Origin of the sequence: uncultured Lentibacter sp. (assembly GCF_937123735.1) — a bacterium.
Lineage (GTDB): Bacteria > Pseudomonadota > Alphaproteobacteria > Rhodobacterales > Rhodobacteraceae > Lentibacter.
Genome location: NZ_CAKZKL010000028.1, coordinates 1 through 22,713, shown reverse-complemented (window position 1 = coordinate 22,713; position 22,713 = coordinate 1). Strand labels below are relative to the sequence as shown.

Here is a 22,713-nt window from a genome sequence, read left to right as displayed (position 1 = left end):
ACCACCGCCAACACATTCACACAGATCACATGAGGGTTCCCATGGCCGCGTATCAATATGTCTACCACATGCAAGGCGTCTCCAAAGCCTATCCCGGTGGCAAGAAATGCTTTGAAAACATCCACCTGAGCTTTTTGCCGGGTGTGAAAATCGGTGTGGTCGGCGTCAACGGCTCCGGTAAATCCACCCTGATGAAGATCATGGCGGGCCTTGATACAGACTTCTCCGGCGAGGCCTGGGCCGCCGAGGGCGCGCGCGTGGGCTACCTGCCGCAGGAACCCAAGCTTGACGAAACCCTCGATGTGCGCGGCAATGTCATGCTCGGCGTGGCCGCAAAGCAAGCCAAGCTTGAGCGCTACAACGAGCTGGCCATGAACTATTCCGACGAAACCGCCGATGAAATGGCCGCGCTGCAAGACGAGATCGACGCCGAGAACCTCTGGGATCTGGACAGCCAGATCGACGTGGCGATGGAAGCCCTGCGCTGCCCGCCCGATGACGCCAATGTCGCCAGCCTCTCCGGCGGCGAGGCGCGCCGCGTGGCGCTCTGCAAGCTGCTGCTTGAAGCGCCCGACATGCTGCTGCTGGATGAGCCGACCAACCACCTTGACGCCGAAACCATTGCCTGGCTGCAACAGCACCTCATCGACTACAAGGGCACCATCCTCTGCGTCACCCACGACCGTTACTTTCTAGATGACATCACCAGCTGGATTCTCGAGCTCGACCGGGGCCGCGGCATTCCTTACGAGGGCAACTATTCCTCGTGGCTGGAGCAAAAGGCCAAACGCCTTGAGCAGGAATCCAAGGAAGACAAATCCAAGCAAAAGACGCTCGAGCGCGAACTTGAGTGGATGCGTCAGGGCCAGAAAGCTCGCCAGGCCAAGCAAAAGGCGCGGATCAACGCCTATAACGAGCTGGCCAGCCAGTCCGAGCGCGAGAAGCTCGGCCGCGCGCAGATCATCATCCCCAATGGCCCGCGCCTCGGCGGCAAGGTGATCGAGGTCGAGGGCCTCAAAAAGGCGATGGGCGACAAGCTTCTGGTCGAAAACCTCTCCTTTGCCCTGCCGCCGGGCGGTATTGTCGGGGTCATCGGCCCCAACGGCGCAGGGAAGTCGACCCTCTTCAAAATGCTCACAGGGCAAGAACAGCCCGATGAAGGCGCCGTCACCTATGGCGACACGGTCCAGCTCAGCTACGTCGACCAGTCCCGCGATGATCTCAACCCCGATGACACCGTCTGGCAGGCGATCTCGGGTGGCAACGACATCATCCAGCTGGGCGACGCGGAGGTCAACTCCCGCGCTTATTGCTCCGCCTTCAACTTCAAAGGCGGCGATCAGCAAAAAAAGCTGAACCTGCTCTCAGGCGGCGAGCGCAACCGTGTCCACATGGCGCGGCTGCTGAAAGAAGGCGGCAACGTGCTCCTGCTCGACGAGCCGACCAACGATCTGGACGTGGAAACCCTGCGCGCTCTGGAAGACGCCCTCACCGACTTCGCCGGCTGCGCCGTGGTCATCTCCCACGACCGCTTCTTCCTCGACCGCATCTGCACCCACATGCTCGCCTTCGAAGGCGATGCGCATGTCGAATGGTTCGAAGGCAACTTCGAGGACTACGAAGAAGACAAAAAACGCCGCCTTGGCGCGGATGCTCTGGAGCCGAAACGGCTCAAGCATAAAAAATTCTCCAGATAACCGTAGGGTGCGCATTCACTGCGCACCTCAGTCCCCAACAAGGGTGCGCATTCACTGCGCACCTCCAGCGCCCAACAAAACAGCGGTGCGCAATAAATGCGCACCCTACGCTGCCCAGCGGCCGGCTCTGATATCTCGATGCACCGAGGAAAACGCCCAATCCTGCGGCGCATCTACATACCCGTGCTTCACGGGGTTCATATAGCAATAGCTCAAAGCCTTCGCATACTCCTGCGGTCCGCAAATGTGATGCTCCCAAAACCGGCGCTGCCAAACCGCTCTCTCGCGGCGCAGGATGTGGCTGGCCCTCTGAGCCCCCTTCGGCACCTGCCGCGAAAACCGCGCCTTGATCACGCCCCAACGCGTTGAAAAGTCATCGTCTCCCGAGGGCAATGTCCAAACGGCATGGATGTGATCCGGCAACACCACCCAAGCATCTATGTGAAAGGGGCGCTCCTCTCTGGTCTGCAAAACCGCCTCTCGCAAGAGATCGACCCTCTCGGTCAACAGAGCTGCCCCCCGATCCGCCAAATTCACCGTGAAAAAGATTGTCGCCCCCGCAACATGGGGCCGCATATAGTTTGACATGCCGCCAAGCTATCCAATCAAGGTTAATACTCCCTCAACGCCGTAGGGTGCGCATTCACTGCGCACCACCCCACCAAAGCTCACCCAACCCAACGCACGATATCCCCCGCGCGCATGGCCCCGCTCTGGCGCTTCTTTTCCTTCCCGGCCTCAAAGCGCACCATCGTCGGGATGCCGCGTATCGCGTAGGCCTGCCCCGCCTTCGGCGCGGCCTCGGTGTTCACCTTCACCAGCCGCGCCTTGCCCGCCAGCGCACCAGCCGCTTTGGCAAATTCCGGCCCCATCATCTTGCAGGGTCCGCACCACGGTGCCCAGAAATCCACCACAAGCGGCAGCTCGTCGTTGCGCGCCGCTTTTTGCAGCGTGGCAAAATCAATCTCCACGGCTTTGGTCGTGATCAGCTTCGCACCACAGGTTCCACATTTCGCCGCCGCGAGCCGCTCTTCGGGCACACGGTTCACCTGCGCACAGGCAAGGCAGGTCAGTTTCTTTGCCGCCATTTCGGCCTCCATCACATTCCAGTTTCAATATACGTTTGCACTCCAAACTATCAAGCCCACCGCACGCCGCCTTAACCAAATTTCCTTAACAAAAATTAACCTCTCACCGGTGCACGCCTGGTGCACGCTCTGTGCACGCATGTCACCCCCCCCATTTTGGTGCCCGTTTCACCCGTTAACCCCAGCGCGCGCTGCTTCCCCTTGTAACGACTCGCGTTCACTGCCATATGGGTTGGGCTACGATCTTCTACTCGACCCCTGTTTTCCGACCACCGGCTCACAGTTCTAGACGACGACGACGTGATAAGCCGGGTTGCTGCACTTACGCGGGCAACAAAACTTAAGGAAAACACTGATGGCTACTGGCACAGTAAAATGGTTCAACTCCACAAAAGGCTTCGGCTTTATCGCTCCTGATGGCGGCTCAAAAGACGTGTTTGTGCACATCTCAGCCGTTGAGCGCGCAGGCCTCACAGGCCTCGCCGACAACCAAAAAGTGAGCTTCGACATCGAAGCCGGCCGCGACGGCCGTGAAGCAGCTTCCAACATCGAACTGATGTAAGCTGTTCTTTTTTGAACAGGAAAAGGCGCATCCCTCGGGGTGCGCCTTTTTCTTTTCTGCGCCCTTTTCGATGGGCTCTTTTCTTCGCCGCCGCCCTCCCATAGGCTCTGGCGCACCCCCAACAAGGAGCGCCCCATGGCCCAGATCACCCGTCACCACACCACCGAGCGCATGAGCCAGATCGTGATCCACGCAGAGACCATCTATCTCGCTGGTCAGGTCGGCAACCCCGAGGGCGATGTCGCCCAGCAAACCCGTGATTGCCTTGAGAAAATAGAGGCCCTTCTGGCGCAGGCCGGCTCTGACAAAACAAAACTCCTTCACTGCACCATCTGGCTGGCCGATATGGCCGATTTCGCCGCCATGAATGCAGTCTGGGACGCTTGGGTGCCCCAAGGCCATGCCCCGGCACGCGCCTGTGGCGAGGCCAAATTGGCACGGCCCGAGCTCAAAGTTGAACTGCTGATAACCGCCGCAAAATAAGGGGTTAGGGCGCAGATCTGCCTTTTTCAGGCACAGGCCGCGGGCGGCCCGCCTCGTCAATGGCCACATAGGTGAACAGGCCTTCCGTGACTTTTTCGCGCAGCCCTGAGTTGCGCCGCCGCGCCCAGGCTTCAAGCCCGATCGCCATCGAGGTGCGCCCGATCCGCTCCACCCAGGCATAGACGCACAGCACATCCCCCACCTGCACGGGGCGGATGAATTTCATCGCATCCACAGCCACCGTGGTAACCCGCCCGCTGGCGCGCTCGGCGGCCACAATTCCGCTGGCAATGTCCATTTGCGCCAGCACCCAGCCACCAAAAATATCGCCGTTCACATTCACATCCGCCGGCAGGGCCAGCGTGCGCAATGTCAGCTCGCCTCTCGGTGCGTCCTCGTCCATGTTTGACCCTTTCCACAATTCTGCCCGCGCGCTTAACGCTTTCGTAAGTGTTATAAATTATCCTCGGCAAAATCGTAACACTTGTCGCGGTCTGCCCGCATTTTTTCAAACCGGTGCCTCATTGCTGCCGTTTTGCGCCACCAAAACTGGCAAAGTTCAAATAGGGATCAAACCATGTTGATCGTGACACTCATTGTTGGAAGCAGCCTCGGGTTGTGCGCCGCGCTGATCGGGTATTTTTTCCTCGGGTTGGGCCTGTTTGCCGCGCTCGCCGTTTATTTCACCGGCGCTTTGGCGCCCGCAGCCCTTGTTCTGGCCGTTTCCTTTGTGCAAATCACGGCTCAGAGCCTTTCTGAAGCGGCGCGCAAGGGGCTGACCGTGCGCTAGGCCCGCCCGCTGGCTCACTTCTGCGCTTGCTCTGCAAGCTCCAGAAGCCGTGGCCCCAACTGTGCCACAATCTTGCGTACCCCGGCTGCGTTCGGATGAATGCCATCGCTTTGCATCCATGTCAGCGCCTGCGCCGGCGTGGCGCCCAAAGCGGCCAAAAAATTGGGTTCATAGAGCGTGTCATACTGCTGTGACAGCTCTTCATAGAGGCCCTCAAACTCTGCCTTATAGGCAGACCCATAGTTTTCAGGGGCCTGCAAACCCACCAAAAGAACAGGCAATTCAAGAGCTTGCACTGCTTCTATCACCTTGGCCAGATTGGCCTTGGCCGCTGACGGCGCGAGCCCGCGCAGCATGTCATTGCCCCCAAGCGCAACCATCACAGCGCCAATATCAGGGCTCAAGCTCCAGTCGATCCGCGCCGCGCCGCCCGCCGTGGTGTCCCCGGAGACCCCGCCATTCACCACAACCACCTGCGCGCCCTGCTCTGTGAGCCAGGCTTGCAGCTGCGGCACAAGCCCGTCTTGCTCCATCAGCCCGTAGCCTTGGGTGAGGCTATCCCCGAACGCCAGAACGCGCAGCGCCTGCGCCTGAGCCTGCGCCGCGCCAAGACAAATCAGCACAAGTGCCAAAGCCGCCTTGCGCATGGCCCCAAAGGCCCCATATGAAACAGTCAAGGCGCCCTTTGAGAATATATTTTCCATGACTTCTCCTATACTTAATTTGACAAATGCCGGCCTGTCTCTGGCGGGCAATGCCGGGTTTGTTAACATTCTGTCCGGCATCTCTCTTGTCGTAAACCCCGCAGAAACCCTTGCTCTTACCGGGCCGTCCGGTTCGGGCAAGTCCTCGCTGCTCATGCTCATGGGCGGGCTGGAGCGCGCCACCGAGGGGCAGGTCTCTGCGCTCGGTGAAGATCTCGGCACCCTGAGCGAAGATGCTTTGGCCAGGTTTCGCCTCAAACATATGGGGATTGTCTTTCAGTCTTTCCACCTTATTCCCACCTTGACCGCGCTGGAAAATGTGGCCCTGCCATTGGAGCTTGCGGGCCTGCCGGAGGCCCGGGCGAAAGCGTTGCAAGGGCTTGAAAATGTGGGGCTTTCAGAGCGCGCAGGGCATTTTCCAGCGCAGATGTCGGGCGGCGAGCAACAGCGCGTGGCCCTCGCCCGCGCCCTTGCCCCAAAGCCCAAGATCCTGCTCGCCGATGAGCCCACGGGCAACCTTGACAGCGCAACAGGGGCCACCGTTTCCGGGCTGATCTTTGATCTCTGCGCTGCGGCGGGCACAACCCTTGTGCTGGTCACCCATGACACTGCCCTGGCCGCGCGCTGCGGCCGCGTCATCCGCCTTCAAGGCGGCAGCCTTCAGCCAGAAGAGGGTCAAACGTGAGCCTGCGCACATCAGCCCGGCTCGCCCGCGCCGAGCTGCGTGGCGGGGCGCGGGGGTTTTATGTTTTCCTGATCTGCCTCGCCCTTGGCGTGGCCGCCATTGCGGCCATCGGCACAATCCGCAGCGCGCTGGAGCGCGGCCTGTCCGAAAACGGCGCCGTGTTGTTGGGCGGGGATGCGCAGGTCTCTTTCACCTACCGCTTTGCCAGCGCCGAGGAACGCGCCCTGCTTGAGGCCCGCGCCGAGGCCCTGTCAGAGGTGGCTGATTTTCGGTCGTTGGCCGCGGTGGGCGACAGGCGTGTGCTCACACAGGTGAAAGCCGTTGACACCGCCTATCCGCTCACCGGTGCTGTGCGCCTTGAGCCAGACATCCCCCTCGCGCAGGCGCTCGCGCACACGGATGGGCAGTTTGGGGCGGTGATGGCCCCTGATCTCATCGCCCGCCTCGGGCTGACCGTCGGCGAGAGTTTCCAGCTGGGCGAAGCCCGCCTCACCCTGCGCGCCGCCCTTGTGCACGAGCCTGACAGCGTCGCCAGCGGCTTTTCGCTGGGCCCGCGCACCCTCCTTTATCGCCAGGCGCTGGACGGCTCGGGCCTGCTCTCGGCCGGCACGCTGTTTAACAGCGCTTACCGGCTGGCGCTGCCCGTCGGCACCCAGCTTGACGCCCTACAAGAAGAGCTGAGCGCGGCCCTGCCAAACAGCGGTTTGCGTTGGACGGATGCCCGCAATGCTGCGCCCCAAGCCTCCGCCTTTATCGCCCGTCTGGGGGCATTTCTGGTGCTGGTGGGCTTTTCCGGCCTCGCCATGGGCGGGATTGGGGTCTCCATTGCTGTCGGCGCGTATCTGGCGCGCAAAACCCGGGTGATTGCAACCCTGCGCAGTATCGGCGCATCCCGCAGCACCATCCTCACAAGCTACGCCCTTCAAATCAGCGCCATGGCCTTGCTTGGCATCGGCCTTGGGCTTGTGCTGGGCGGCGGACTGCCGGTGCTGCTCGGGCCCTGGCTGGGCACGCTGCTGCCGGTTCCCGCCAGTTTTACGCTCTCGCCTGAGCCGCTTGTGGAAGCCGCCGTTTACGGTGTTCTGACCGCCGCGATCTTTACCATATGGCCACTGGCCCGCAGCGAAAACCTCCGCGCGGCCACCCTCTTTCGCGACAGTGACGCCCAAACAGCGGGCTTGCCGCGCTGGCCATTTCTGGCGCTCATCGGGCTGCTGAGCGGAGTGCTGATTGTCTTGGCAATCTGGTTCTCAGGCAGCGTTGAACTCACGCTTTACACGAGCTTTGCGCTGGGTGCAGCGCTGGGGCTGCTTGCCCTCGCAGCACTTGGCCTGCGCTTGCTCGCGCGCCGCGCTCAGCGCCGCGCACGCGCGCCCATGACACGGCTCGCTCTGGCCTCCCTCAGTGCCGCCCGCTCGGATGCGCTCACCACGGTTCTGTCGCTGGGGCTGGGGCTGACGGTGCTGTCCACCGTGGGCCAGGTCGATGGCAACCTGCGAAACGCCATCACCGGCGAGCTGCCCGAAATTGCGCCCTCCTATTTTTTCATCGACATTCAAAAAGACCAAATCGGCCCCTTCCAGGCCCAGCTCGAGCGCAGCCCCTCGGTGAGCCGCATCGAAACCGCCCCTATGCTGCGTGGACTGCTCTCCAAAATCAACGGCATGCCGGCCAAGGAGGTCGCCCCCGGTCATTGGGTGATCGAGGGCGATCGCGGCATCACCTACTATGATGCGCTCCCCGAAAACTGGCGTATCGTCGCGGGCACCCACTGGCCCAAAGGGGCGAATGGCCCCCCCCAAGTGAGTGTCGCCGCCGAAGAGGCCGAGGAAATCGGCCTCAAACTGGGCGACATTCTCACCCTCAATATCCTGGGCCGCCCGATAGACGCCGAGATCACCGCCCTCCGAGATGTGGATTTCTCCACTGCCGGCATCGGCTTTGTGATGGCCCTCAATCCAGGGGCCGTGGCGGGGGCACCGCACAGCTTCATCGCCACAGTCTACGCCGACAAAGAGGCCGAAGCCGCCATTCTGCGCGATATGTCAACGGCCTATCCAAACATCACAGCCGTGCCCGTGGGCGAGGCCATCGCGCGGGTTTCCGAGGTGCTGGGCACGCTGGCAAGCGCCACACGCTGGGGCGCGGCGGCGGCAATACTCTCGGGCTTTGTGGTGCTCATCGGCGCCGCAGGCACAGGCGCCCCCGCCCGCCAGCGCGAGGCCGCTATCCTCAAGACACTCGGCGCAAGCCGCGCACAGATCCTGCGCTCGTTTTTGTTGCGCGCGGGCCTTCTGGGTGCGGCTGCAGCGCTTGTCGCACTTGTCGCGGGGCTGATAGCCTCCTGGGCCGTGAGCCGCTTTGTGTTTGACTCTGACTTCACAGTCATCTGGTCCTCGGCCCTGACCATCCTCGCCTGCGGCGTTCTGGCCAACCTTCTGGCCAACATCGGCTTTTCGCTTCGCGCCTTGCAAGCCAAACCCGCCCAAACCCTGCGCAGCGAGGGCTAGACTAAAAGAGCCTGCTCTTTCTTATTGCCTCAAATATCCTGGGGGAGCGCGAGGGGGCAAAGCCCCCTCGCCCGCCGCGCTTTGGCGCAGCCAAAGCGCAACACCTCTGCGCTACTCCGCCGCTTCGGCATAGTCCTCCAGCGGTGGGCAGGTGCAAACAAGGTGGCGGTCGCCGTAGGCGTTGTCCACACGGTTCACAGGCGGCCAGTATTTGTCCACGCGAAAGGCCCCTCTCGGGAAACAGGCCTGCTCGCGGCTATAGGGTCTGTCCCAATCGCGCACGAGGTCTTCCATCGTGTGCGGCGCGTTCTTCAGCGGGTTGTTTTGAGCGTCCATCCGCCCTTCCTCGATCTCGCGGATCTCCTCACGGATCGACAGCATCGCCTCACAAAAGCGGTCCAGCTCAGCCTTGGTTTCTGACTCCGTCGGCTCAATCATCAGCGTCCCCGCCACAGGCCAGGACATGGTCGGTGCATGAAACCCGTTATCCATCAAGCGTTTGGCAATATCATCCACCGTCACACCCGCACTCTCCGCATAGGGGCGCGTGTCCAGAATACACTCATGCGCCACCCGCCCGTTACGGCCCTTGTAAAGCACCTCAAAGGCCCCCTCCAGCCGCTTGGCAATGTAATTTGCGTTCAAGATCGCCACGCGCGTCGCCTGCGTCAGCCCCTCCCCCCCCATGAGCAATACATAGGCCCAGGAGATCGGCAGGATCGAAGGCGAGCCATAGGGCGCGCCGCTCACCGGCCCCGCCGTGCCACCCGTTTGCAGATGGCCGGGCAGATGTTTCACCAGATGCGCCTTCACCCCGATCGGCCCCATGCCGGGCCCGCCGCCCCCATGCGGGATGCAGAAGGTCTTGTGCAGGTTGAGGTGGCTCACATCGCCCCCCAGATCGCCGGGTTTGGAAAGCCCCACCATCGCGTTGAGGTTGGCCCCGTCGATATAAACCTGCCCGCCATGGGCATGGGTGATGTCGCAGACGTCGCGCACCGTTTCCTCAAACACCCCATGCGTTGAGGGGTAGGTGATCATGCAGCCGGCGAGATTGTCCTTGTGCTCTTCGGCCTTGGCGCGGAAATCCTCAAGGTCGATATCGCCGTTTTCCGCCGATCTGATGACAACAACCTTCCACCCCACCATCTGTGCGCTGGCCGGGTTGGTGCCATGGGCCGACATCGGAATGAGGCAGACATCGCGGTGCCCCTGCCCTTGGGCCTCGTGATACTGCTTGATCGTGAGCAAGCCAGCATATTCGCCCTGAGCGCCCGAATTGGGCTGCATCGACATGCCGTCATAGCCAGTGATCGTGCAGAGCTTGGCGGTGAGGTCATCAAGCATTTCCCTATACCCAAGCGCCTGATCTTGCGGCACAAACGGGTGGATCATGGAAAACTCGCGCCAGCTCACCGGCATCATCTCCGCCGCCGAATTGAGCTTCATCGTGCAAGAGCCAAGCGGGATCATGGCCCGATCAAGCGCGAGGTCGCGGTCCGAGAGACGGCGCATGTAGCGCATCATCTCAGTCTCCGCACGGTTCATATGAAAGATCGGATGCTGCAAATAGCTGCTCTCGCGGTGCAACGCGTCCGGCACCCGATATTCTGGCGCAAAGTCGTTGTCCTTGCGCGCGATGCCAAAGGCGCGCCAGACAGCTTCAACTGTTTCAGGCCGCGTCGCCTCATCCAGCGCTATCCCCACACGGCTCTCGCCCACGGCGCGCAGGTTCACGCCTTCATCAACCGCCGATTTCATCACCGCCGCCTGAAGCGGGCCCACATCCACCGTGATCGTGTCAAAAAAGCTCTGCGGGTCCACCTTGAAGCCCGCCGTCTCAAGCCCCTTGGCCAGGCGCACGGTCTTGCGGTGAATGCGCTGCGCAATCGCCTTCAGCCCCTCGGGGCCGTGGAACACCGCATACATCGAGGCCATCACCGCCAACAAAGCCTGCGCCGTGCAGACATTGCTTGTCGCCTTCTCGCGGCGGATATGCTGCTCGCGGGTTTGCAGGCTGAGGCGGTAGGCGCGGTTGCCGTGGCTGTCGACCGAAACGCCCACAATACGGCCCGGCAGGCTGCGCTTGTAGGCGTCTTTACAGGCCATATAGGCCGCGTGCGGCCCACCATAGCCCATCGGCACACCAAAGCGCTGCGTGTTGCCCACCGCAATATCCGCGCCCATCGCGCCCGGCTCTTTCAAAAGCGTGAGCGAAAGCGGATCCGCCGCGACAATGCCAATCGCCTTGTGCTCGTGCAGCGCAGCGATGTGGCTCGTAAAGTCGCGCACATGGCCATAGGTGCCGGGATATTGGAACAGCGCCCCAAAGACCGCGCTGGCGTCCATCTTGTCAGGGTTGCCAACAATCACCTCGATGCCCAGCGGCGCTGCACGGGTCTTCACCACAGCGATGTTCTGCGGATGACAATCACGATCCACAAAAAACGCCCGCGCCTTTGATTTGCTCACGCGCTGCGCCATCGTCATGGCTTCGGCGCAAGCCGTGGCCTCATCCAGAAGCGAGGCATTGGCCACATCCAGCCCGGTAAGGTCTGTGATCATGGTCTGGAAATTCAAAAGCGCTTCAAGCCGGCCCTGGGAAATCTCGGGCTGATAGGGCGTATAGGCCGTATACCAAGCTGGGTTTTCAAGGATATTGCGCTGGATCGCCGGCGGCGTCACCGTGCCATGGTAGCCCATCCCGATCAGCGAGCGCAGCACCTTGTTCTTGCTCGCCGTCAGCCGCATCCGGTGCATCAACTCGCGTTCAGAAAGCGGCTTGCCAAAATCCAGCGGCGCGTCTTGGCGGATGCTTTTGGGCACGGTTTCATCAATCAGCGCCTCAAGGCTGTCGACACCGAGCACCTTGAACATCTCGTCCATCTCCGCCGGGCTCGGCCCGATATGGCGACGATTGGCAAAATCATAGGGCAGATAATCGGTCGGTGTGAATGGCATGACATCCTCCAAGGCGCACAGGTTGCGCTTTCTTATTGCTACAAATATCCGCGCCGCAGGCTCCCCACGGCGCAGCCAGGCTCAGCCGACAAACTTCTTGTAAGCGGCTTCATCCATGTAATCTTCCATCGGGCTCAAATCCGACGGCTTCATCTTGAAGAACCAGGCATCCCCGAGCGGGTCATCATTGACCTTGCTGGGCTCGTCCACGATCAGCTGGTTCACTTCGACAATCTCGCCATCCAGCGGTGCAAGAATGTCCGAGGCAGCCTTGACGCTCTCGATCACGCAGATCTCCTCGTCCTTGGTCACTTCCGTGCCCTCTTCGGGCAGGTCGACAAACACCACATCGCCCAGTTGTTCGCTGGCGTGCTCGGTGATCCCGACAACAATCAGCCCGTCTTCCTCACGCAGCCATTCGTGTTCTTCCGTGTATTTCATGCTTAATCTCCTTGGGTGTCTCAGCGTTTGAAATTTGCAGGGGTAAAGGGCAGCGCCGCCACGCGCACGGGCAGGCGCTTGCCACGCACCTCGCCAAAAAGCTGGGTGCCGGTCTGGCTCATCTCGCTGGGCACATAGCCCATCGCCATCGGCGCTTGCAGCGTCGGGCCAAAGGCGCCAGACGTCACACGGCCGAGAGGCGCGCCGCCGTCAGCTTGCGCAAATATTTCGGTTCCCTCGCGCATGGGTGCTCGGCCCTCGGGCAAAAGCCCCACACGCTTGCGCGGCGCACCGTCAGCAATCTGGGCAAGGATCACATCCGCCCCCGGAAAGCCGCCCGCGCGCGCGCCACCCGCGCGGCGCAGCTTCTGGACACCCCAGCTCAGCGCCGCCTCGACAGGGCTGGTGGTGGCGTCAATATCATGTCCGTAAAGGCACAGCCCCGCCTCAAGGCGCAAGCTGTCGCGCGCGCCAAGGCCGATGGGGGTCACCCGCGCATCCGCCAACAATATCTGCGCCAGCGCCACAGCCGCCTCGGCAGGAACTGAAATCTCGTATCCGTCCTCGCCCGTGTAGCCCGAGCGCGAAACCCAGCACTCCGCCCCGTTGAGCGAGACCGTGGCCACATCCATAAATCTCATCTCGGCCACCTCCGGCGCAAGCGCAGCCAAAGCCGCCTCCGCCGCAGGGCCTTGCAGCGCCAAGAGCGCCCGATCCACGATGTAATCCACCTGCACCTCAGGTTCCAAAGCCGCGCGCAGCCGCGCCACATCGGTCGCCTTGCAACCCGCGTTGACCACCAAAAAGAGGTGGTCGCCACGGTTGGCAAACATCAGATCGTCCTCGATCCCGCCGTGTGCGTTGGTGAAAAACCCGTAACGCTGGCGGCCCTCCCCGAGCCCGATCACGTCTTGTGGAATGAGCCGCTCCAGCCCCTCCGCCGCAGTGGCGCCGCGCAAGATAACCTGCCCCATATGGCTCACGTCAAACAGCCCGGCTTGCGCGCGGCAGTGCAAATGCTCTTTCATCACACCGAGCGGATATTGCACGGGCATCTCATAGCCCGCAAAAGGGACCATCTTGGCCCCCAGCTCAAGGTGCATGTCATATAGCGGCGTGCGCAGCAAATCGGCCATCGGCTTTCCCCTTAAACCTGCCAAAACTGTGCATCTTGCAGGCATCATATCCGCGCGCCTTTCTGGCGCCCATTTGATGCCCCTCTGTCCTTTTGCCTGAGATCGCTATCCCTTCGGCGGGCGCACCTGCGCCTCTCTCCAGATTTTTAGACAAATCCTCGGTCCTGTCGCCTGAGAGTTTCCGGGGCGGTTGCTCCTTCGGCATTGGCCTGGGCCAATTCTCCCGAGAATTTGTGCGCATAGGTTAGGACACCGCCCTCTGTCTCGCAAGTGCGAAATTGTCGTCAGCCCGCGTGGGCACAGTGAAAGGTGCCCAGAATGGCCTCAAGCGGCGCGTTGTCACAGACAAGCGCATCCAGCGTCACACCGTCCAGATGCGCATAAAAGGCTTCTGCGGCATCCTGAATGGCAATGCGCAGCCGGCAGGCATCTTTGAGGGGGCAGGAGTTGTCCGCATCAGCAAAGCACTCTGCCAGCGGCACTTCGCTCTCAAACTCGCGAAACACATCACCAATGTTGATCTCGCGCGCTGGCCGCGCAAGCTTCAAGCCGCCGTTGCGCCCGCGCTGGGTGTGTAAAAAACCGTGCTGGCCCAGGCGGTTGATCACCTGTGCAAGATGGTTCTCCGAGGCGTTGCAGGGGCCGGCAATCTCAGATTTTGTCACCAGCCGACCCGGGTTGACGGCACAAAACATAAGGATTCTGATCGCAATGTTTGTCCGTTTGGTAACGCGCATGAATGGCCCTCCAGAGGCAAAATCTGCATGTGACATATACCATCAACTCCCAAAACCATTTGACATAAATCAACAGCGCGCCCATCCATCCACCATGCAACGCGCCTTCTTTTTCGGATATGGATCTTTGGTCAATCGGGCCACGCACGGGTTTGGCGAGGCCTCTCCGGCGCGCGCGCGCGGTTGGCGGCGGGCCTGGCGCAGCACCGCGCTCAGGCCGGTGTCCTTTCTGACAGCCATTCCCGATGCGGCCTGCGAAATCGACGGTCTCATCGCCCATGTCCCCAATGATGACTGGGCCGCATTGGATGCGCGCGAACACGCTTACGCCCGTGTGGGCGTGGCGCATCAGATCAGCCACAGCCTGGGCAACACCGCCTCCTCTATCGCCATCTACGCCATAAAGGAGGGCGATCATTTTGACCCGTCGTTGGAAAACCCGATCCTTCTGAGCTATCTCGACGTGGTCATCCAAGGCTATCTCAGAGAGTTCGGCGAAGCAGGCGCCGCCCGCTTTTTTGCCACCACATCCGGCTGGAACGCCCCACTGCTCAATGACCGCGCCGCACCGCTTTATCCGCGTGCGCAAAAGCTCTCGGGCAAGGAGCTTGCTTTCGTAGACAAAAGCCTCGCGCGCCTCGGCGTCAGCCCGATTGTGAGCGCAGGCGGCCTCAGCCGCGCGCCTTGATCACCTGCAAAAGCGGCAAAAGTGCCGCCATATCCGGCCCATGGCTCATCCCGGTAAGTGCCTTTCTGAGCGGCATGAACAGCCCACGCCCCTTGCGGCCCGTGGCGTCTTTTACAGCCGCCGTCCACGCGCCCCAGCTCTCGCCTGTCAGCTCACCCTCGGGCAAAAGCGCCATGGCCTCGGCCACAAACTCCGCGTCTTCCGGGTCAATCACAGGCACAGCGCCTTGGGTGATCAGCGTCCACCAGCCCGCAAGATCTTTGCGTGTTTCGATGTTTTCATGCACCGCATTCCAGAAGGCTTCCGCCTGCTGCGCCGGCACGCCCAAGGCGGCAATATCATCGGCCACGGCGACATAGGGCTGCGCGTGCAGATATTTCGCCGTCAGCGGGAACAGGTCGGCCACGTCAAACTTTGTCGGCGCTGTGCCGAACTGGCCAACATCAAACCCCTCGATCAGCTCGGCCATATCCGTGCGCAGCTCCATCGGCTCTGACGAGCCCAAGCGCGCCATCAGGCTCAACAGCGCCATCGGCTCGACACCCTGCGCGCGCAAATCGCGCAACGCCAGCGTGCCCAGCCGCTTTGAGAGCGCCTCGCCCTGCGGCCCTGTGAGGAGCGAATGGTGCGCAAAACTCGGCACTTTGCCGCCCAAGGCCTCGATGATCTGGATCTGCGTGGCCGTATTGGTCACATGGTCAGCCCCGCGCACCACATGGGTGACGCCCATCTCGGTGTCGTCCACCACACTGGCGAGCGTGTAAAGCACCTGCCCGTCCGCACGGATCAGCACAGGGTCCGAAACAGAGGCCGCATCAATCGACATCTCGCCAATGATCCCGTCGGCCCATTCAATCCGCTCCTGATCGAGCAAAAAGCGCCAGTAGCCGCCGCGCTCGGCGCGCAGCGCGTCTTTCTCGGCCGCGCTCAGGTGTAGGCCCGCACGGTCATAGACCGGAGGGTTGCCCATGTTGAGTTGCTTCTTGCGCTTGAGGTCAAGCTCGGTGGGTGTTTCAAACACCTCGTAAAAACGGCCCATCTGGCGCAGCTCTTCTGCCGCCGCCTCATAGCGCTCAAGCCGCAAGGACTGCCGTTCGACACGGTCCCACGTGAGGCCAAGCCATTCGAGATCTTCCTTGATCGCATCCACATATTCTTCCTTGGAGCGCTCAGGGTCCGTGTCGTCAATCCGCAGGATAAACGCGCCACCGGCCTTGCGCGCGATGAGAAAATTCATCAGCGCGGTGCGCAGGTTGCCAACATGGATGTATCCAGTGGGCGAAGGGGCAAAGCGTGTGACAGTCATTTAAGCTCTCCGAAATGGGCAGGCGCGGTGTCCCATACCCGTGAGGCAATGTCCAGTCCAAGCCCGATGAGCCAACGCGCTGGCATCAGGCACAAAACTTGACAGAATCTGCCCAGAGCTTAGGCTCAAAACAGCTACAAAAGCGCGTGTGTTAAAAAGGAAAATGGTTTTGAAACATAAGCAAAAGGCGCGCTTGCGTGTTGGTGGGCTCTTTGGCCTGGCCATCCTGTTTCTCGGTGCTGCGGCAGAGACAAGCTTTGCCAGCGAAAGGCTTTTCAAACGCATCGACACTCAGATGAGCCAGACTCCACAGCTCACCCGGCCCCGCATCCGCGACGCGCGCTTTGACCGCGCCGGAGTGCAGGGCGCACCAAAAACAAGTTTTGCACAGGAAATCGCCTGGGCTATCCGCGCCCACCTGCAAACCGGACGGGTCGTTTTTGACGGCTATGATGCGCTGTTTCACATCCCCTCGGCCCGTCGCAACACGCCGATCAGCCTCACCAGCCAGCCTCTTTGCCAAACCAGCGAACGTGATGCAAAGCGCATTTTGCGCAACAGTCAGGCCCTCGGAAGCGAGGAATTGCGCCTCATGCAAGCATTTGAAAACAGCTACAATGCCGCCAGCGCAAAAGGCAAAGAGCGGCACTGGCAGGCCTTGATGGGGTGTCTGGCCTACACCGAGTCTCTCGGCGATCCGGATACCTCCCTCAGCCAAAGCCGCGCACGCAAACTGCTCGGCGCGTCCTACAGCAAGCCCCCCGGTGTAAAGTTCTACTATGACAAACGACACAGCAATGAGGCGTCACGCTGGAACATCGGCCTGTTTCAATTCGTGCTGCACAAAGGCGGCAATATCCTGCCCTGCACAGGCGCTTGGAAAGCCGCCGGGCTGCCAGCCTCTGACACTCTGGCGGAGATGAGCACACAGGAGATGGGGCTTTTTGTGGGCAGCCCGAGCCAAAGCTTCAATGCCTTTTGCGGTGTGAACAAACTCACGCAGAGCTTTCATGTGCAAATGTTAACGGAGCGCGCAAGCAACACCCACCCGAAAAACCGCGACACCAATGGCACCCTGAAGCCCCCCTCGGACCGCTGCGCCAGCCTGCATGTGGCCCGTGCCTATGTCCACTTCGGGCCGTTCATTCGCACCGTGACCCACACCAGCCAACCGCTGCGCAGCAATTTACACAAGCTTATGGCCTGCACCAACTCTGCCCTTAAATGAAAGCAGCTGGTGTTGGATCCAGACCTCGCAGCACATCGTATCAGACTTAAGCTTTAAGGAGGATCCTGCCATGACCCTTTCGCCCCATATCACCCGCCGCGCCGCCCTGCTCGGCGCCGCCGCTCTGCCCCTCGCCGCGGCCAGCGCCAACCCCGCCTTTGGCGCCGCCGAAATGATGGGCGCAGCCACCGCCACGTTCAACCGTGTGAAGCTTGGCCGCTTTGAGGTCACCTCGCTGCTCGCCGGCACGCGCACCGTGCCCGACCCCAAAAGCATCTTCGGCTTGAACGCCACGCCGGACGAGTTTGCCAAAGCGTCTGAAGCCGCCAACATTCCCACCGACAAGGCGCAGTTTTTCTTCACGCCCACGGTGGTGAACACCGGCAGAAAGCTCGTGCTGTTTGACACGGGCCTGAACGCAAGCGGCATCACCGGCGCACTGGCCGCTGCGGGCTATGCAGCGGAAGACATCGACACGGTGGTGCTCACCCACATGCACGGCGATCACATCGGCGGGCTGATGAACGGCGGCAGGCCAACCTTTGCCAATGCCGATTACGTCACGGGTGCCGCCGAATTCAACGCCTGGGACACGACCGAAAACGAAGGCTTCAAGAACAACGTGCGCCCGCTGGCCGACAAGATGACCATGCTCAACGACGGCGGCACAGTCACCTCAGGCATCACCGCCATGGCCGCCTTTGGCCACACGCCGGGCCACATGGCCTATCGGCTGGAAAGCGAGGGCGCACAGCTTGTGCTCGGGGCGGATTTTGCCAACCACTATGTCTGGTCGCTCGCCTATCCCGACTGGGAAGTGAAGTTTGACCGCGACAAGGACATGGCCGCCCGAACCCGCCGCAAGATGCTGGGCATGATGGCAGCTGATAAAATCCCTTTCATCGGCTATCACATGCCCTTCCCGGCCCTCGGCTATGTCGAGGCCCGCGGCGAAGGCTTTCACTATGTGGCCGCGAGCTATCAGCTTTTGATGGGGTGATCTGGTTTCGAATTTTCGCTGCGCGAAAATCCGACCCGCTGGGGGCAAAGCCCCCAGACCCCCCTTTCAAGTGGGGGCTTTGCCCCCTGGTTTCAAAAGCCTCGGGCTTTTGAAACCTCCCCCAAGGTATTTTTGACCAGAAGAAGCGGCTTGAGGCTTTTTTGAGCTGCTGTGCTTTGCGGGCCGTAACCAAACTATGGAAAAGACAGATACCTCAGCTGCAAAGCTCACCGTGTATTATGACGGGTCCTGCGCCCTTTGTGCGCTGGAAATTGCGCACTACAAACGCCAAGAGGGCGCTGACAGGTTGCGCTTTCTCGATGCCTCGGTGGAGAGTGATTTGGGCGAGGGCCTCACGCGCGAAGCGGCTCTGGGCCGGTTTCATGTGCGCGCGGCGGATGGGGCCTTGGTTTCGGGGGCACGCGGGTTTGCGGCCATTTGGGCGCAGCTGCCGCGCTGGCGCTGGGCCGCCCGGCTCGCCGCTATGCCGGGCGTGACCCCGTTTCTTGAACGGGCTTATCGCGGCTTTCTGCCCTTGCGCCCAACCCTTGCGCGCTTGGTGACAAGGCTGCGCCGCCAGTGAGCCTCAGCCCGGATCGCGCCAGCGGTTGACAATCGGGTAGCGCCTGTCCAGCCAAAAGGCGTGTTGCGTCAGTCTTGTGCCCGGAGCCGCCTGAAAGCGCTTGTATTCGCTGATATAAATCAGATGTTCAATCCGCTTCACAGTGGCGCGGTCATGGCCCGCCTCAACGCACTCTGCCACCGACTGATCCTTGTCCACCAACCGCTCCAGAATGTCGTCCAGCACCTCATAGGGGGGCAGGCTGTCTTCATCTTTCTGGTCAGGGCGCAGCTCGGCGGAGGGGGGTTTGTCAATGATGGCCGTCGGGATCACCGCGCCTTGCGGACCCTGCATCCAAGCGCGGTGATTGGCGTTGCGCCAGCGGCACTGCTCAAAAACGCGGGTTTTGTAAAGATCCTTGATCGGATTGTAGCCGCCCGCCATATCGCCGTAGATCGTGGCATAGCCCACGGCAACCTCGCTTTTGTTGCCGGTGGTCAGCAGCATTTCGCCAAACTTGTTGGACATGGCCATCAACAGCAGCCCGCGCAGGCGTGACTGGATGTTCTCTTCGGTGACATCAGGGGCGCGGCCCTCAAACAGCGGCGCCAGCGTTGCCGTGACCGCCTCGCGCCCTGCCGTGATCGGGACTGCCTCATAGCGGCATCCAAGCCGTATGGCGATATCTTTGGCATCATCAAGCGAGGCCTGCGAGGTATATTCGGACGGCAGCATCACACAGCGCACGTTGTCCGCTCCCAGTGCATCGACAGCAATGGTGGCGACAATCGCGGAGTCGACCCCGCCGGAAAGCCCCAGCAGCACCTTCTTGAAACCTGTCTTGCCCAGATAATCACGCAGCGCTTCCACCATGCAGCGGTAATCTTGCTCCCAAGTGTCGGGCAGCTTGGCCATCTCGCCTTGGACGATCTTCCAGCCCTCGCCGCTGTCTTGCAGGCTCACCACCCGCAGCTCCTCTTCAAAAACCGGCAGCTGATGCGCCAGCGCGCCATGTGGATTGAGCGCAAAAGAGCCACCATCAAACACCTGGTCATCCTGTCCCCCCACCATGTTGAGATAGACAAGCGGCAGCCCTGTCTCGACAACACGCGCAACCATATGGTTGAGCCGTGTCTCATGTTTGCCGCGGTAATAGGGGCTGCCATTGGGCACCAGCAGGATTTCGGCCCCGCTTTCCTGAAGCATTTCGCAGACATCCTCATGCCAGGCATCTTCACAAATCGGGCTGCCGATGCGCACGCCATTGACTGTATAAGGCCCGCTCATCGGGCCGTGATCAAAGATGCGCCGCTCGTCAAAGACGGTTTCATTTGGCAGGTGATGCTTGAAGACCCGCGCGCTCACATGGCCGCCTTGCAACACATAATAGGCGTTGTGAAAGGCCGCGCCCTCCAGCGCCGGCGCGCCGATGCCCAGCGCCGGCCCATCGGCACACTCAAGCGCCAGCGCCTCGATCGCCGCAATCGCCGCTTGGTGAAAAACGGGTTTCCTCACAAGGTCTTGCGCGTTGTATCCGGTGACAAACATCTCCGGCAGCGCCAGCATATCGACCTCGGCTGCGCGCGCGGCCTCGAAGGCCTTGCGCGCTTTGGCGATATTGCCCGCAATATCGCCCACAACAGGGTTTAACTGCCCCAACATTATGCGAAAACTTCTGGCCATCTTGCGCTCCTTGCCCGCCGTTCTCAGCTGATTTAGCATAAACTCCGCCAAGGGAAAGAAGAACCCGTTGCCCAAAGACGCAGGCTCGCTTACCTTTGGCCAAACAGCCGGAGAAGAGAAGGGACACCCCATGAGACTTCGCACCACCAGACTGGCTCTTTCTACCGTGGCCGCGCTCGCGGTGAGCCACCCTGCTCTGGCCCAGACAACACCCACCAGCACCAAGCAATATGATGATGGCGGCCTCTATGAGGGCAGCTTCAAAGACGGGTTGCAGCATGGCACGGGCACCTATCGGCTGCCCAACGGCTATGAATACTCGGGCGAATGGGTCAACGGAGAGATCAAGGGGCGCGGCGTGGCGCGTTTTCCGGATGGATCGGTCTATGAGGGCGAATTTGAAAAGGGCAAGCCGCAGGGCGTGGGGCGGATTATTTTTGCCGATGGGGGCAGCTATGAAGGCGGCTGGTCTGACGGCAAGATCGCCGGTCAGGGCGTGGCGCAATATGCCAATGGGCTGCGCTATGAAGGGGCGTTTCTCAACGCCCAGCACCACGGTAAAGGGCTGCTCACTGCGCCCAATGGCTATATTTATGATGGCACATGGGTGGGTGGACTCAAGGAGGGCAGTGCCCACATCACCTACCCGGATGGTGCCATCTATATCGGCGATGTCGCCGCGGGCGCGCGCCAAGGACAGGGCCGCCTGACAATGCCTGACGGGCTGATCTATGAAGGCACCTGGAGCGCCGGCCAAATCGGTGGCACCGGCAAGCTCACCCAAGCCAATGGCGATGTCTTTGAAGGCAGCCTCGTGCAGGGGCGCCGCGAGGGTGAGGGGCGAGTCATCTATGCCAATGGCGATGTCTATGAAGGGCAGTTCGCCGGTGACAAACGCCACGGCCAAGGGCGCTTCACGGGGGCAGACGGCTATGTTTACACCGGTGCCTGGATGGACGGGCGCATAGAGGGGCAAGGCAGCGTCACCTATCCGGACGGGGCGGTTTATACCGGGCTCTTCCGGGCCGATCAGCCAGATGGCCAGGGCAAGATAACCTACGCCGACGGTGCGACCTATGAAGGCAGCTGGACGGGCGGTGTGATCGAAGGCACAGGCACAGCCACCTACGCCAATGGGGTGGTCTATGAGGGCAGCTTCAAAAGCGCCAAGAACCATGGGTTCGGCATCATGACCTATGCCGATGGCTACCGCTACGAGGGCAATTGGTCCGAGGGCCGTCGCGAAGGGCAAGGCAAGGCCAGCTATCCTGATGGCACGGTCTATGAGGGCAATTTCTTGGCCGGCCAGCGCCACGGCACAGGCAAGATCACCATGGCCGACGGCTTCATCTATGAAGGCGACTGGGAACAAGGCGAAATTTCAGGACAGGGCCGCGCCACCTATGCCAATGGCGATGTCTATGAAGGCGGCTTCCGGCGCGGCAAACGCCAGGGCCTTGGCACCATAACCTATGCCTCCGGCGGCTCCGAGACAGGCGAGTGGACCAACGGCGTATTGGCAAACACCGCAAGCCCTGCCTCTGCTGCTCCAGAGCCACAAGTGCCTGCGCAAACCGCTGACCAGTAGACGAGGCACGTAAAGAACGCTGAAATTGCGGCCAAACTGCAAACGGTGTGACACAGGCCTGCCTCCCGAAGCCACCGACGCGCGTATCTGCAGCTACGAGGGCACCTATTGCGCCGACGGTGTGGAAAAGGTGCTGCACAATGTCTGTCCGACCTGCGGAGGCGGCTTCTAAACCCGCCCGATCCGCCCGCAAAAAGCTTATCGGGAAGGTCTTGCTCTCGGCCTGGAGCATCACTCTGCCAGCACCACGCGCAAGCATTCCAAATGGACGTATCACGAAGTTGAACACCTCAGTCTGAAACTGAAAGGCCTGCCACTCTCAGAGCGTCGACGACGTTTTCTTGATCCGAGAGTTTAACTACCTCAGAATGAGGCCACGCGCAGTTAAGCCGATTGCCAACAAGGAATAAGAATGGACCATAGAGCATTTGCACAGTCATGGGCGGATGGATGGAACACGCATGATCTTGACGCGATCATGTCCCACTACCGTGATGATATCGTCTTTCATTCCCTCAAAGCCAAATCCCTCACCGGCGCAGGAGAACTCCATGGAAAAGAAGCCCTCCGAGCCTATTGGAGCGCAGCCCTTGCGCGCCAGCCAGAGCTGGAATTCTCGGTTCAGGACGTGTTTGAAGGCCACAACATGATGATCATTTCCTATCTGAACCATCGTGGCGTTCTTGCCTCTGAAGTGCTCTATTTTGACGCGGCTGGAAAGGTTCATCGCGCCGCCGCCTGCCATCGCGCCACACAAGCGCCACAAGCGCCGCTCTAGGCCCGCCTCAGCCTCAGCGCATTGCTCACCACAAAGACCGAGCTCAGCGCCATCGCGCCGGCGGCCAGCATCGGCGACAAAAGCCA

At 61.1% G+C, this 22,713-nt stretch carries 23 protein-coding genes and 1 riboswitch; of the genes, 13 read left to right on the top strand and 10 right to left on the bottom strand.

Annotated elements, in window-relative coordinates:
* Window positions 1–41: 41 nt before the first annotated feature.
* Entirely contained in the window at window positions 42–1,697 is a 1,656-nt protein-coding gene (gene ettA, locus Q0478_RS07500; protein WP_298677837.1) for an energy-dependent translational throttle protein EttA, read from the top strand.
* 105 nt (window positions 1,698–1,802) lie between these two features.
* On the opposite strand, the gene Q0478_RS07495 is transcribed toward ettA, so the two are convergent.
* Window positions 1,803–2,285 (bottom strand): transposase, encoded by a 483-nt coding sequence (locus tag Q0478_RS07495; protein ID WP_298677836.1) that lies wholly within the window; start codon window positions 2,283–2,285, stop codon window positions 1,803–1,805.
* A gap of 80 nt (window positions 2,286–2,365) precedes the next feature.
* Window positions 2,366–2,785 carry a thioredoxin domain-containing protein gene (locus Q0478_RS07490; protein WP_298677835.1) on the bottom strand — a complete coding sequence of 140 codons (420 nt, stop codon included), beginning with the start codon at window positions 2,783–2,785 and terminating at the stop codon, window positions 2,366–2,368.
* 355 nt (window positions 2,786–3,140) lie between these two features.
* Here Q0478_RS07490 and Q0478_RS07485 point away from each other — a divergent pair, with 355 nt between their 5' ends.
* Both Q0478_RS07485 and Q0478_RS07480 read left to right on the top strand, forming a co-directional pair.
* Window positions 3,141–3,347: a cold-shock protein gene (locus Q0478_RS07485; protein WP_089889551.1), complete on the top strand. Its 207-nt coding sequence runs from the start codon at window positions 3,141–3,143 to the stop codon at window positions 3,345–3,347.
* Between the two features lie 135 nt (window positions 3,348–3,482).
* Window positions 3,483–3,830, top strand: a complete 348-nt coding sequence (locus Q0478_RS07480; protein ID WP_298677828.1) for a RidA family protein — start codon at window positions 3,483–3,485, stop codon at window positions 3,828–3,830.
* Window positions 3,831–3,834: 4 nt separating this feature from the next.
* Here Q0478_RS07480 and Q0478_RS07475 read toward each other — a convergent pair whose 3' ends face one another.
* Complete coding sequence (locus Q0478_RS07475; RefSeq protein WP_298677825.1) at window positions 3,835–4,233, bottom strand: acyl-CoA thioesterase; 399 nt, start codon at window positions 4,231–4,233, stop codon at window positions 3,835–3,837.
* Window positions 4,234–4,407: 174 nt separating this feature from the next.
* Between Q0478_RS07475 and Q0478_RS07470 the strand changes: the two genes are divergently transcribed.
* Window positions 4,408–4,620: a hypothetical protein gene (locus Q0478_RS07470; protein ID WP_298677822.1), complete on the top strand. Its 213-nt coding sequence runs from the start codon at window positions 4,408–4,410 to the stop codon at window positions 4,618–4,620.
* Window positions 4,621–4,634: 14 nt separating this feature from the next.
* On the opposite strand, the gene Q0478_RS07465 is transcribed toward Q0478_RS07470, so the two are convergent.
* Entirely contained in the window at window positions 4,635–5,324 is a 690-nt protein-coding gene (locus tag Q0478_RS07465; RefSeq protein ID WP_298677820.1) for an arylesterase, read from the bottom strand.
* On the opposite strand from Q0478_RS07465, the gene Q0478_RS07460 reads away from it, so the two are divergent.
* Both Q0478_RS07460 and Q0478_RS07455 read left to right on the top strand, forming a co-directional pair.
* On the top strand, window positions 5,323–6,009 hold the full coding sequence (locus tag Q0478_RS07460; protein ID WP_298677817.1) for an ABC transporter ATP-binding protein: 687 nt from the start codon (window positions 5,323–5,325) through the stop codon (window positions 6,007–6,009). The genes Q0478_RS07465 and Q0478_RS07460 overlap by 2 nt on opposite strands.
* A complete protein-coding gene (locus Q0478_RS07455; protein WP_298677814.1) occupies window positions 6,006–8,519 on the top strand; it encodes an FtsX-like permease family protein in 2,514 nt (837 codons plus the stop codon). The genes Q0478_RS07460 and Q0478_RS07455 overlap by 4 nt, the downstream gene beginning before the upstream one ends.
* Before the next feature lie 111 nt (window positions 8,520–8,630).
* Here the strand turns inward: Q0478_RS07455 and gcvP are convergent, their stop codons facing one another.
* The 4 genes from gcvP to Q0478_RS07435 all read right to left on the bottom strand — a co-directional run bounded on the left by gcvP (window position 8,631) and on the right by Q0478_RS07435 (window position 13,794).
* Window positions 8,631–11,480 (bottom strand): aminomethyl-transferring glycine dehydrogenase, encoded by a 2,850-nt coding sequence (gene gcvP / locus Q0478_RS07450; RefSeq protein ID WP_298677812.1) that lies wholly within the window; start codon window positions 11,478–11,480, stop codon window positions 8,631–8,633.
* 81 nt (window positions 11,481–11,561) lie between these two features.
* Window positions 11,562–11,921, bottom strand: coding sequence for a glycine cleavage system protein GcvH (gene gcvH, locus Q0478_RS07445; RefSeq protein WP_298677809.1), 360 nt, complete (start codon window positions 11,919–11,921; stop codon window positions 11,562–11,564).
* Between the two features lie 20 nt (window positions 11,922–11,941).
* Entirely contained in the window at window positions 11,942–13,057 is a 1,116-nt protein-coding gene (gene gcvT, locus Q0478_RS07440) for a glycine cleavage system aminomethyltransferase GcvT (protein ID WP_298677806.1), read from the bottom strand.
* A gap of 149 nt (window positions 13,058–13,206) precedes the next feature.
* Window positions 13,207–13,293: riboswitch (glycine riboswitch) on the bottom strand.
* 48 nt (window positions 13,294–13,341) lie between these two features.
* Window positions 13,342–13,794 carry an Rrf2 family transcriptional regulator gene (locus Q0478_RS07435; RefSeq protein ID WP_298677804.1) on the bottom strand — a complete coding sequence of 151 codons (453 nt, stop codon included), beginning with the start codon at window positions 13,792–13,794 and terminating at the stop codon, window positions 13,342–13,344.
* A 94-nt stretch (window positions 13,795–13,888) separates the two neighbouring features.
* Here Q0478_RS07435 and Q0478_RS07430 point away from each other — a divergent pair, with 94 nt between their 5' ends.
* Window positions 13,889–14,482: a gamma-glutamylcyclotransferase gene (locus tag Q0478_RS07430; RefSeq protein WP_298677801.1), complete on the top strand. Its 594-nt coding sequence runs from the start codon at window positions 13,889–13,891 to the stop codon at window positions 14,480–14,482.
* On the opposite strand, the gene gltX is transcribed toward Q0478_RS07430, so the two are convergent.
* Window positions 14,466–15,788 (bottom strand): glutamate--tRNA ligase, encoded by a 1,323-nt coding sequence (gene gltX / locus Q0478_RS07425; protein ID WP_298677798.1) that lies wholly within the window; start codon window positions 15,786–15,788, stop codon window positions 14,466–14,468. The genes Q0478_RS07430 and gltX overlap by 17 nt on opposite strands.
* A 169-nt stretch (window positions 15,789–15,957) precedes the next feature.
* Between gltX and Q0478_RS07420 the strand changes: the two genes are divergently transcribed.
* From Q0478_RS07420 to Q0478_RS07410, 3 genes are all read left to right on the top strand, one after another.
* A complete protein-coding gene (locus Q0478_RS07420) occupies window positions 15,958–17,016 on the top strand; it encodes a hypothetical protein (RefSeq protein WP_298677795.1) in 1,059 nt (352 codons plus the stop codon).
* A gap of 70 nt (window positions 17,017–17,086) precedes the next feature.
* Window positions 17,087–18,016 carry an MBL fold metallo-hydrolase gene (locus tag Q0478_RS07415; RefSeq protein ID WP_298677793.1) on the top strand — a complete coding sequence of 310 codons (930 nt, stop codon included), beginning with the start codon at window positions 17,087–17,089 and terminating at the stop codon, window positions 18,014–18,016.
* Between the two features lie 196 nt (window positions 18,017–18,212).
* Complete coding sequence (locus tag Q0478_RS07410; RefSeq protein WP_298677790.1) at window positions 18,213–18,599, top strand: thiol-disulfide oxidoreductase DCC family protein; 387 nt, start codon at window positions 18,213–18,215, stop codon at window positions 18,597–18,599.
* Window positions 18,600–18,602: 3 nt separating this feature from the next.
* Here Q0478_RS07410 and Q0478_RS07405 read toward each other — a convergent pair whose 3' ends face one another.
* Window positions 18,603–20,261 (bottom strand): NAD+ synthase, encoded by a 1,659-nt coding sequence (locus Q0478_RS07405; RefSeq protein ID WP_298677787.1) that lies wholly within the window; start codon window positions 20,259–20,261, stop codon window positions 18,603–18,605.
* 130 nt (window positions 20,262–20,391) lie between these two features.
* Between Q0478_RS07405 and Q0478_RS07400 the strand changes: the two genes are divergently transcribed.
* The 3 genes from Q0478_RS07400 (at window position 20,392) to Q0478_RS07390 (ending at window position 22,627) form a co-directional block, all read left to right on the top strand.
* Window positions 20,392–21,849, top strand: a complete 1,458-nt coding sequence (locus tag Q0478_RS07400; protein WP_298677785.1) for a 2-isopropylmalate synthase — start codon at window positions 20,392–20,394, stop codon at window positions 21,847–21,849.
* 25 nt (window positions 21,850–21,874) lie between these two features.
* Window positions 21,875–22,021, top strand: a complete 147-nt coding sequence (locus Q0478_RS07395) for a DUF1272 domain-containing protein (protein ID WP_298677781.1) — start codon at window positions 21,875–21,877, stop codon at window positions 22,019–22,021.
* Window positions 22,022–22,261: 240 nt separating this feature from the next.
* Complete coding sequence (locus tag Q0478_RS07390) at window positions 22,262–22,627, top strand: nuclear transport factor 2 family protein (RefSeq protein ID WP_298677778.1); 366 nt, start codon at window positions 22,262–22,264, stop codon at window positions 22,625–22,627.
* The last annotated feature ends 86 nt before the right edge of the window (window positions 22,628–22,713 follow it).

Excerpts from the sequence above, each read along its gene's own strand:
- Q0478_RS07390 (WP_298677778.1), top strand. The coding sequence starts at position 22,262 with ATGGACCATAGAGCATTTGCACAGTCATGGGCGGATGGATGGAACACG.
- Q0478_RS07495 (WP_298677836.1), bottom strand. The coding sequence starts at position 2,285 with ATGTCAAACTATATGCGGCCCCATGTTGCGGGGGCGACAATCTTTTTC.
- Q0478_RS07480 (WP_298677828.1), top strand. The coding sequence starts at position 3,483 with ATGGCCCAGATCACCCGTCACCACACCACCGAGCGCATGAGCCAGATC.
- Q0478_RS07470 (WP_298677822.1), top strand. The coding sequence starts at position 4,408 with ATGTTGATCGTGACACTCATTGTTGGAAGCAGCCTCGGGTTGTGCGCC.
- Q0478_RS07400 (WP_298677785.1), top strand. The coding sequence starts at position 20,392 with ATGAGACTTCGCACCACCAGACTGGCTCTTTCTACCGTGGCCGCGCTC.
- Q0478_RS07485 (WP_089889551.1), top strand. The coding sequence starts at position 3,141 with ATGGCTACTGGCACAGTAAAATGGTTCAACTCCACAAAAGGCTTCGGC.
- ettA (WP_298677837.1), top strand. The coding sequence starts at position 42 with ATGGCCGCGTATCAATATGTCTACCACATGCAAGGCGTCTCCAAAGCC.
- Q0478_RS07490 (WP_298677835.1), bottom strand. The coding sequence starts at position 2,785 with ATGGCGGCAAAGAAACTGACCTGCCTTGCCTGTGCGCAGGTGAACCGT.
- Q0478_RS07475 (WP_298677825.1), bottom strand. The coding sequence starts at position 4,233 with ATGGACGAGGACGCACCGAGAGGCGAGCTGACATTGCGCACGCTGGCC.
- Q0478_RS07435 (WP_298677804.1), bottom strand. The coding sequence starts at position 13,794 with ATGCGCGTTACCAAACGGACAAACATTGCGATCAGAATCCTTATGTTT.
- gcvT (WP_298677806.1), bottom strand. The coding sequence starts at position 13,057 with ATGGCCGATTTGCTGCGCACGCCGCTATATGACATGCACCTTGAGCTG.
- gcvP (WP_298677812.1), bottom strand. The coding sequence starts at position 11,480 with ATGCCATTCACACCGACCGATTATCTGCCCTATGATTTTGCCAATCGT.
- Q0478_RS07460 (WP_298677817.1), top strand. The coding sequence starts at position 5,323 with ATGACTTCTCCTATACTTAATTTGACAAATGCCGGCCTGTCTCTGGCG.
- Q0478_RS07465 (WP_298677820.1), bottom strand. The coding sequence starts at position 5,324 with ATGGAAAATATATTCTCAAAGGGCGCCTTGACTGTTTCATATGGGGCC.
- gltX (WP_298677798.1), bottom strand. The coding sequence starts at position 15,788 with ATGACTGTCACACGCTTTGCCCCTTCGCCCACTGGATACATCCATGTT.
- Q0478_RS07405 (WP_298677787.1), bottom strand. The coding sequence starts at position 20,261 with ATGGCCAGAAGTTTTCGCATAATGTTGGGGCAGTTAAACCCTGTTGTG.
- gcvH (WP_298677809.1), bottom strand. The coding sequence starts at position 11,921 with ATGAAATACACGGAAGAACACGAATGGCTGCGTGAGGAAGACGGGCTG.
- Q0478_RS07415 (WP_298677793.1), top strand. The coding sequence starts at position 17,087 with ATGACCCTTTCGCCCCATATCACCCGCCGCGCCGCCCTGCTCGGCGCC.
- Q0478_RS07430 (WP_298677801.1), top strand. The coding sequence starts at position 13,889 with ATGCAACGCGCCTTCTTTTTCGGATATGGATCTTTGGTCAATCGGGCC.
- Q0478_RS07410 (WP_298677790.1), top strand. The coding sequence starts at position 18,213 with ATGGAAAAGACAGATACCTCAGCTGCAAAGCTCACCGTGTATTATGAC.